Source organism: Amycolatopsis sp. SID8362 (assembly GCF_010550475.1).
GTDB lineage: Bacteria > Actinomycetota > Actinomycetes > Mycobacteriales > Pseudonocardiaceae > Amycolatopsis > Amycolatopsis eburnea.
In genome coordinates this window covers 1-8,594 of sequence record NZ_JAAGNB010001616.1, presented here as the reverse complement: position 1 = coordinate 8,594, position 8,594 = coordinate 1, and the positions used below count along the sequence as shown (strand labels likewise).

Genomic DNA, 8,594 nt, shown 5'->3' with positions numbered 1-8,594 from the left:
GTCACCCCACGACGCGTCCGCGGGCAGGATCAGCGTCGCGACGCGGCCGGGCGCGTCCTGGGCCGCGGCGACCGCGGCGGCGGCGTCGGCCCCGACGTCCTTCGTGTGCTCGGAGCGCCGCACCCAGCCTTCCAGCGAGCCCGCGACCGCCTCGATGTCCGACTCCAGCGGGGCGTCGTACTGCTTGTGGTAGGTCGCGTGGTCGCCGACGACGTTGACGATCGGCGTGTGCGCGCGCCGCGCGTTGTGCAGGTTCGCCAGGCCGTTGCCCAGGCCAGGGCCGAGGTGCAGCAGCGTCGCGGCGGGCTTGTCCGCGATGCGCGCGTAACCGTCGGCGGCACCTGTGACGACGCCTTCGAACAGCGCGAGCACGCCCCGCATCTCCGGGACGGTGTCGAGCGCGGCGACGAAGTGCATCTCCGACGTGCCGGGGTTCGCGAAGCACACCTCGACGCCGGCGTCGACCAGCGTGCGGATCAAGGACTGGGCGCCGTTCAGCTCACTCATGCGGTTCCTTCGGGGAAGAGAACGCCGGGGTTGAGGATCCCGGCGGGGTCGAAGCTCTGCTTGATCCGGCGCATCAGCTCGATCTTCGCCGGGTCTTCGAGTTCCTGGTGGTAGCTCGCCTTGGTGCGGCCGAGGCCGTGCTCGCCGGAGATCGCGCCGCCGAGTTCCATCGCGTACGCGAAGATGTCGGTGAGCAGCTGCTTCCGCTTGTCCGCGTCCTTGCAGAAGATCCCGAGGTGGACGTTGCCGTCGCCGGCGTGCCCGCAGCCGAGCGCGCCACCGCCCGCCGCCATCGCCAGCTCCCGCGCCTTCGAGATGAACTGCGGCATCGCCGTCCGCGGCACGACGACGTCGATCACGTCGTCGGCGCCCGCCGCCTTCGCGGTCCAGAACGCCTTCTCGCGGGCTTCGATGAGCTTGCGCGCGGCGCCGCCTTCGAGGACGTAGACGTCGGTCGCGCCGAGTTCGCCGAGCAGCTCGCCGACCGTCTCGACGTCTTCGGCCAGGCGGCCGGTCTCGCGGTTCTCAAGCGCGACGACGAGGTAGGCCTCGCTGGTCTCGCGGATCTTGTCCGGCACACCCAGCTCGAGCTTCTCGTTGTAGACGATCGCCGCCATCGTCAGGTTGTCGATGTACTCGAGGATGTGCGGACCGAGCCCGCTGGACAGGATCGCCGGCACGGCCGCCATGACCTGCCCGAAGTCGCCGAAGGGAGCGAGCACGGTGGCGCCGTGGGTCAGCCGCGGGTGCAGCTTGACGGTGATCTCGGTGGCCAGCGCGAGGGTGCCTTCGGAGCCGATGATCAGCTGCGTGAGGTCGTAGCCGGTGGAGATCTTCGACGTCTTGCCGCCGGTCCGGAGGATCTCGCCGGTGGGCAGGACGGCTTGCAGGCCCAGCACGTTGTTCCGGGTGACGCCGTACTTGACCGCGCGCATCCCGCCGGCGTTGGTCCCGACGTTCCCGCCGACGCTCGCGCTCAGCTCACCGGGGTAGACGGTGTAACTCAGCCCGGCTTCGGCGGTCTTGGCGTCGAGCTCGGCGAGCGTGACGCCGGGCTGCACGACGGCGACGTGGTTCCCGGTGTCGACCTCCAGGACGGCGTTCATGCGCTCGAAGGAGATCAGCAGCCCGTCTTCGCGAGGCCGCGCGGCGCCGGACAGGCCGCTCCCGGAGCCGCGCGCGGTGACGGGGACGTTGTGTTCCGAAGCCGCTTTCAGCAGCTCCGCGACTTCCTCGGCGGTTGCCGGCTTCGCTACGTACGCGGGCTTCTGCGGCTTCGCCGTCAGTGCCTCGTCGTGCGCGTAGTCCTCGGAGATCGCCTCGCCCGTGAGCAGGTTCTTGTCCCCGACGATCCCGGCCAGCTGTGCCGCCACGTCGCCCATCGAGAGTTTCTCCTCCGCGCCGTTGCTGTGGTTACCGCAGCGTAGTACGTACCGCCGGTACGCCGCTATGAAGGTTTTTCACATTCCGGACGCGCTCAGTGATCGACTGGTTACATCAGCCCGGATTTAGCTCAGGCTAAATCTCTGGTGGGTGACGCGGGCGGCGGCGAAGCTTCTCCCATGACCTCGACGTACACCTTCGAAGACGGCTTTTCCGTGCACCGCCTCGGTTTCGGCGCCATGCGGCTCACCGAGTGGGACCACGCGCGCGACGGCGCCGAGGCGGTCGCCCGCCGCGCGGCCGAACTCGGCGTGACGTTCTTCGACACCGCCGACGCCTACGACCTGGGCTTGAACGAAGAGCTGCTCGCCCGCGCGCTGCACCCGTACCCGGGGCTGTTCGTGGCGACGAAGTGCGGGCACGCGCGCCCGAGCCGCGGTGAGTGGGTGCCGCTCGGCCGGCCCGAATACCTGCGGCAGCAGGCCGAACTCTCGCTGCGGCGCCTGCGCGTCGAGCGTCTCGAGCTGCTGCAGCTGCACCGGTTGGACCCGCAGGTGCCGCTCGCCGACCAGATCGGCGCGCTCGCCCGCCTGCGGGACGAAGGTAAGGTCGCCCGGATCGGGCTTTCGGAGGTGACGGTCGCGCAGCTGGCCGAGGCGCGGGCCATCGCGCCGATCGCCAGCGTGCAGAACCGCTACAACCTGACCGACCGGGCGTCCGAAGACGTCCTCGCGTACTGCGAGCGCGAGCGGATCGCGTTCGTGCCGTGGCTGCCGATCGCGCGCGGTGACCACGCGACCGCCGGCGGGGTGCTCGGAAAGGTCGCGGCCGGGATCGGCGCGACACCCGCCCAGGTGTCCCTCGCCTGGCTGCTGCGCCGTTCCCCGGTGGTGATCCCCATTCCCGGCACGTCGTCGATCGCGCACCTGGAAGAAAACTGCGGAGCCGCGGAAATCGAGCTTTCCGACGACGATTTCGCGAGGCTGGGTGAGCTGAGCTGAAAAACGGCCCGGCCGCGGTTTCCCGCGGCCGGGCCGTCCGGTTCGGGCCTGGATCAGACGAGCCAGCCGATGAGGTGCGCGAGGTGCGCCAGCGCGCCGGAGATGATGTCGTGGCAGTAGTGCGCGTGCTGGGCGAACGTCTGCATGGAATGGCTCCTTCAGTGATTCAACAATGATTTCCCTGGAGATGCTCCGGTAAGAGCGGAGTCAGGTTTTCACCGTGCTGGCGAGCTGTCAAAGAGCCGTTTCCGGGTGGTTCCGGCGTCGCGGAATCTTCCTACTCTAAACACGTAATCCCTTCGTGTTTGACGCCGGGGTGCTCATTTCGGCGGTCAGCCACTCTGGGTAGCGAGCGGGTCGATCATCACTGTCGGTGATTCCGGTCTTGATCCGGCATCCCGGGTACGCGGCTAGCTCGATCCGGTGATCACCGGCCACGAAAGGTGAGATTCCGACGATCACCCTTTCGAGTGGCGGCAAGCAGGGAAAAGGGGACGCCGGGCGCGGTGATCCGCACCCGGCGTCCCCTTGGGGGAGAAGGGAATCAGGCTCGCGCGAACGAGAGCGTCTCGCCCTCCACGCCCCGCAGCCACAGGTCTTGCGCGGCCGCCGCCATCTCGGCCAGGCCCTCCTCGATCGTGGCGAACACGTTGCCGGGCACCCAGCCCGCGTCGCCGTTGATCAGCAGGTTGTTGCGCCCGTAGAAGATCGCGAGATCGGTCGCGCCCTGGTCGCTGTGGGCCTCGCTGTCTTCGTCGTAGCCGTACGCCGGATTGCCGATCTCCCAGGCTTCGAAGCCGAAGTACACGACGTCGCCCGGGATCGGCGTGATCGTCGGGTTCTCCCGCCCGGGCTTCGGCTCCGCGAACGGCGGCACGAGCGTGTAGACCTCGTTGCGCGCGTACTTCGCGTGGTAGGCGGAACCGCTCTGCGGCAACGCGTCCCACACCGCTTTGCAGGTGCGCGGCGCCTCGTCGTCGAGCAGCCGGGCCCGGCAGGAGACTCCGCGCTTGTCGAGCGTGATCGTGATGTACCGCGCCATGCTCAGCTCCCCGTGACCGACGCGACGACCTCGCCCCAGATGCGCAGCGCGTCGTCGACCTGCTCGGCGTTGACGACCAGCGGCGGCACCATGCGGACGACGTTCATGTACGGCCCGCAGGTGAGCAGCAGCAGGCCGTTCTTCGACGCGGTCTGCTGCGCGGCCGCCGCCGTCGCCGCGTCGGGCTCGCCGTCCGCGGTGGTGAACTCCGAGCCGACCAGCAGCCCGAGCCCGCGCACCTCGCCGATCGCCGGCGTCTTGTCCGCGATCACCCGCGCCCCTTCGAGCAGCTGACGCCCGCGCTCGGCGGCGTTCTCGACCAGGTTCTCCCGCTGGATCACCTCGAGTGTCGCGATCGCCGCCGCGCACGAGACGGCGTTGCCGCCGTACGTGCCGCCCTGCGACCCCGGGAACGCCTTCGCCATCAGCTCCTGCGAAGCGGCGATGCCGGACAGCGGGAAGCCGCTCGCCAGTCCCTTCGCGATGAGCACGATGTCGGGGGAGACGCCGAAGTGGTCGTGGCCCCAGAACTTGCCGGTGCGGCCGAAGCCCGTCTGGATCTCGTCGAGGACGAGCAGGATGCCGTGCCGGTCCGCGCGTTCGCGCAGGCCTGCCATGAACTCGGTGTTCGCCGGGACGTACCCGCCCTCGCCGAGCACCGGCTCGACGAAGATCGCGGCCGTCTCGTTGGGCGCGCTGACCGTCTGGAACAGGAAGTCCAGCTCGCGCAGCGCGAACTTCGTCGCGGTCTGCTCGTCCCAGCCGTAGTGGTAGGCGTAGGGGAACGGCGCGACGTGCACGCCCGCCATCAGCGGGCCGATGCCGGCGCTGAACCGCGTCCCGGACGTCGTCATCGACGCCGCCGCGACCGTCCGGCCGTGGAAGCCGCCCTGCATGACGACGACGTTCGGGCGCTTCGTCGCCTGCCGCGCGAGCCGCAACGCCGCCTCGACGGCTTCGCTGCCCGAGTTCGCGTAGAAGAGCGAGTCCAGACCGTCCGGCAGGACGTCGCCGAGGCGCTTGGTGAGCTCGAGCAGGGGCCGGTGCATCACCGTCGTGTACTGCCCGTGGACGAGCTTGCCGATCTGCTCCTGCGCCGCGCGCACGACGTGCGGGTGGCAGTGCCCGGTGCTCGTGACGCCGATGCCGGCGGTGAAGTCGAGGTGGCGTTTGCCGTCGACGTCGTAGAGGTAAACCCCTTCACCGTGGTCGACCACGACGGGCGTTGCCTGCTTGAGCAGCGGAGATAGCTGGGCCATGGCAGCGTGCTCCTTGGTCGGTTGAGCGGGTTGTCGATTGTTGACAATATCCATAGCATGGCCCTCGGGACAACACGTGAGGAGCAGTCGGGATGAGCGCGAGCACCGAGTCCGGCGTCGTCGACGCGGTCGGCAAGGAACTGTTCATCGGCGGCAAGTGGGTCGCCGCCGAGTCCGGGAAGACGTTCCCGGTGGTCGACCCGGCCACCGGCAAGGAGCTGTGCCAGGTCGCCGACGCCTCCCCGGCGGACGGCCTCGCCGCGCTGGACGCCGCCGTCGCCGCGCAAGCGGACTTCGCGAAGATGGCGCCGCGGGAGCGCGGTGAGATCCTGCGCCGGGCGTACGAGCTGCTGATGAAGCGCCAGGAAGAGCTCGCGTTGCTCATGACGCTCGAAATGGGCAAGCCGCTCGCCGAGTCGAAGGGGGAAATCGCCTACGCCGCGGAGTTCTTCCGCTGGTTCGCCGAAGAGGCCGTCCGCATCGACGGCGGCTTCGCGACCGCCCCGAACGGCGTGGGCCGGTTCCTCATCACGAAGCAGCCGGTCGGCCCCACGCTGCTGATCACGCCGTGGAACTTCCCGATGGCGATGGGCACCCGCAAGATCGGCCCGGCGATCGCCGCGGGCTGCACGTCGGTGATCAAGCCTGCCGCGCAGACGCCGCTGTCGATGCTCGCGCTGGCCGGCATCCTCGCCGAGGCCGGGCTGCCCGAGGGCGTGCTGAACGTGATCACGACCAGCGACTCCGGCGGCGTGATGGAACCGCTGATCCGCGACGGCCGCGCCCGTAAACTCTCGTTCACCGGCTCCACCGGCGTCGGCCGGAAGCTGCTGGAACAGTGCGCCGACAAGGTCCTCCGCACGTCGATGGAGCTGGGCGGCAACGCGCCGTTCCTGGTCTTCGACGACGCCGACATGGACGCGGCGATCGACGGCGCGATGCAGGCGAAGATGCGCAACATCGGCGAGGCGTGCACCGCGGCGAACCGGTTCTACGTGCAGCGCGGCGTCGTCGAGGAGTTCTCGCGGCGGCTGACCGAGCGCATGCAGGCGCTGCCGATGGGCCGTGGCACCGAGAAGGACGTCGTGGTCGGCCCGCTGATCGACGACAAGGCCGTCGACAAGGTGACGGAGCTGGTCAAGGACGCCACGGACCGCGGCGCGCGGGTGCTCACCGGCGGGGCCGGCGTCGACGGGCCCGGTCACTTCTACCAGGCCACCGTGCTCACCGACGTCCCGCAGGAGGCACGGCTGACGCACGAGGAGATCTTCGGGCCGGTCGCGCCGATCACCCCGTTCGACACCGAGGAAGAGGCGGTGGCGAAGGCGAACGACACCGAATTCGGGCTCGTTTCCTACGTCTTCACCAGCGACCTCAAGCGCGCGCTGCGCGTGTCCGAGGCCCTCGAAGCCGGCATGATCGGGCTCAACCAGGGCATCGTCTCGAACCCGGCGGCGCCCTTCGGCGGGATCAAGGCGTCCGGCCTCGGCCGCGAGGGCGGCACGGTCGGCATCGAGGAGTTCCTGGAGACCAAGTACATCGCGGTGGCCCTGTGACGACCTACCGCTTGGCGAGCATCCCCGGCGACGGGATCGGTGTCGACGTCACGGTCGAGGCCCGCAAGGTCCTCGACCGGGCGTCCGCCCGCTTCGGCTTTTCCTTGGAGTGGACCGAATTCGACTGGAGTTGCGAGCGGTACGCGCAACTCGGCGCGATGATGCCGGAAGACGGCGTCGCGCAGCTCTCGGCGTACGACGGGATCCTGCTCGGCGCGGTCGGCTTCCCCGGCGTCCCGGACCACGTTTCGCTGTGGGGCCTGCTGATCCCGCTGCGGCGCGCGTTCCAGCAGTACGTCAACCTGCGCCCGGTGCGGCTGCTCCCGGGCACGACGTCCGTGCTGGCCGGGCGGAAGGCCGAGGAGCTGGAGCTGGTCATCGTCCGCGAGAACTCCGAGGGGGAGTACTCGGCGATCGGCGGGCGGCACAACGCCGGGCGGCCGGACGAATTCGTGTTGCAGGAATCGGTTTTCACGCGCGTCGGCGTCGAACGGATCATCCGGTACGCGTTCGAGCTGGCGCGTACGCGGTCTTCGCGCGTCTGCTCGGCGACGAAGTCCAACGGCCTGATCCACTCGATGCCGTTCTGGGACGAGATCTTCGCCGAGGTCGCCGCGGAGTTTCCGGATGTCCACAGTGAACAGATGCACGTGGACGCGCTGGCCGCCCGGATGGTCCAGGCGCCGGACCGGCTCGACGTCGTCGTGGCGTCGAACCTCTTCGGGGACATCCTGAGCGACCTGGCGGCCGCGATCACGGGCGGGCTCGGCATGGCGCCGTCCGGCAACATCAACCCATCGGGTGAATCCCCGTCGATGTTCGAGGCGGTCCACGGGAGCGCTCCGGACATCGCCGGACAGGGCATCGCGAACCCCGTGGCGCAGATCCTGGCGGCCGCGATGCTGGTCGAACACCTGGGTGAAACCGTTGCCGCGCAAGCGATCCGCGCCGCCGTGGACCGCGTCCTCGACGAGGGCCGCGTCCGCACCCCCGACCTCGGCGGCACGGATACCACAGAACGGCTCGGCACGGCGGTGGCCGAAGCACTGGGCTGAGTTTTTGTCGGTGCCCTCCGGCACGGTGGCCCCAAGCCCACCGAGGGGGAGGAGAAACCGATGTGCTGGCAATGTGAAAACCCGGATCGGCCACAGTCCGACTACCTGACGATGCTCCAGGAGAAGGTGGCCGACCGGGGCTGGCTCGTGCAAGGCGTGGAGGGCAACGAGCTTTATCCGCCGTGGGCCTACACGATCGGGCTCAGCGGGTACGGCCTGCCCGAACTGGTCACGACCGGCTTGCCGCTCGAAGAAGCCGCCGAACTGCTGAACGACCTGGCGTCGCACGCGCTGCACGCGTCGCCACCCGAGCCGGGGGAACGCATTCCGCTGCGGGACGGTCCCATGGTCGAGGTCGTCCCGCTGACGGAACCGTCGGCGCACCTGGTGTTCGCGGTCGCCCTGTACGGCCCGGAAATCCGTGCGCTGCAACTGGTCCACGCGGACGAGCACGGCCGCTGGCCGTGGTCACCCGACTTCCGCGACGGCCGGGGCGGCCAGCCGGTGCTGGGGGTGCGCCGTGCCGGCTGACTGCGCGTGCAGAGTGCCCAGGGACTGTTTCCCGATACCCGTGCCCGCCGTCCACGCACGCGTGCCGTCCAGCCGGGTGGGCATGGTGACCGTCCGGCTGGACGAGCCGGCGTGGGTGGACGAACCCGTTTCCTGGGCGGATGAAACGGCCGGCTGGGCGGACGGGTCCGCCGGCCGTCGGGGCAAGCGGGCCGCACCCGTGGCCGAGCCGGCGGTGGATGAACCGGCCGTGGCGGACGAGCCGGCGGCGTGGGCGGCCG

9 protein-coding genes are annotated in these 8,594 nt (G+C 69.7%); 5 read left to right on the top strand and 4 right to left on the bottom strand.

The window, feature by feature from the left end:
- Both G3I65_RS49875 and G3I65_RS49870 read right to left on the bottom strand, forming a co-directional pair.
- Positions 1 to 507, bottom strand: a 507-nt coding sequence (locus G3I65_RS49875; protein WP_255482174.1) for a thiamine pyrophosphate-binding protein, incomplete at its 3' end; no start/stop codon positions are given.
- Positions 504 to 1,889: an FAD-binding oxidoreductase gene (locus G3I65_RS49870; RefSeq protein WP_160702770.1), complete on the bottom strand. Its 1,386-nt coding sequence runs from the start codon at positions 1,887 to 1,889 to the stop codon at positions 504 to 506. The genes G3I65_RS49870 and G3I65_RS49875, both read right to left, overlap by 4 nt.
- A gap of 180 nt (positions 1,890 to 2,069) precedes the next feature.
- Between G3I65_RS49870 and G3I65_RS49865 the strand changes: the two genes are divergently transcribed.
- The gene (locus G3I65_RS49865) at positions 2,070 to 2,891 is read left to right on the top strand and encodes an aldo/keto reductase (protein WP_160702768.1); all 822 of its coding nucleotides are present in this window, start codon (positions 2,070 to 2,072) and stop codon (positions 2,889 to 2,891) included.
- Between the two features lie 544 nt (positions 2,892 to 3,435).
- On the opposite strand, the gene G3I65_RS49860 is transcribed toward G3I65_RS49865, so the two are convergent.
- Positions 3,436 to 3,933: a DUF3830 family protein gene (locus tag G3I65_RS49860; protein ID WP_013229621.1), complete on the bottom strand. Its 498-nt coding sequence runs from the start codon at positions 3,931 to 3,933 to the stop codon at positions 3,436 to 3,438.
- A 2-nt stretch (positions 3,934 to 3,935) separates the two neighbouring features.
- Positions 3,936 to 5,192, bottom strand: coding sequence for an aspartate aminotransferase family protein (locus G3I65_RS49855; RefSeq protein ID WP_160702766.1), 1,257 nt, complete (start codon positions 5,190 to 5,192; stop codon positions 3,936 to 3,938).
- Between the two features lie 92 nt (positions 5,193 to 5,284).
- Between G3I65_RS49855 and G3I65_RS49850 the strand changes: the two genes are divergently transcribed.
- From G3I65_RS49850 to G3I65_RS56780, 4 genes are all read left to right on the top strand, one after another.
- Positions 5,285 to 6,748: an NAD-dependent succinate-semialdehyde dehydrogenase gene (locus tag G3I65_RS49850; protein WP_160702764.1), complete on the top strand. Its 1,464-nt coding sequence runs from the start codon at positions 5,285 to 5,287 to the stop codon at positions 6,746 to 6,748.
- Positions 6,745 to 7,803 carry a tartrate dehydrogenase gene (locus G3I65_RS49845; protein ID WP_160702762.1) on the top strand — a complete coding sequence of 353 codons (1,059 nt, stop codon included), beginning with the start codon at positions 6,745 to 6,747 and terminating at the stop codon, positions 7,801 to 7,803. The genes G3I65_RS49850 and G3I65_RS49845 overlap by 4 nt, the downstream gene beginning before the upstream one ends.
- Positions 7,804 to 7,863: 60 nt before the next feature.
- Positions 7,864 to 8,334: a DUF4262 domain-containing protein gene (locus G3I65_RS49840; protein WP_160702760.1), complete on the top strand. Its 471-nt coding sequence runs from the start codon at positions 7,864 to 7,866 to the stop codon at positions 8,332 to 8,334.
- A gap of 40 nt (positions 8,335 to 8,374) precedes the next feature.
- On the top strand, positions 8,375 to 8,594 hold a 220-nt coding region (locus G3I65_RS56780; RefSeq protein WP_203612727.1), incomplete at its 3' end, for a hypothetical protein.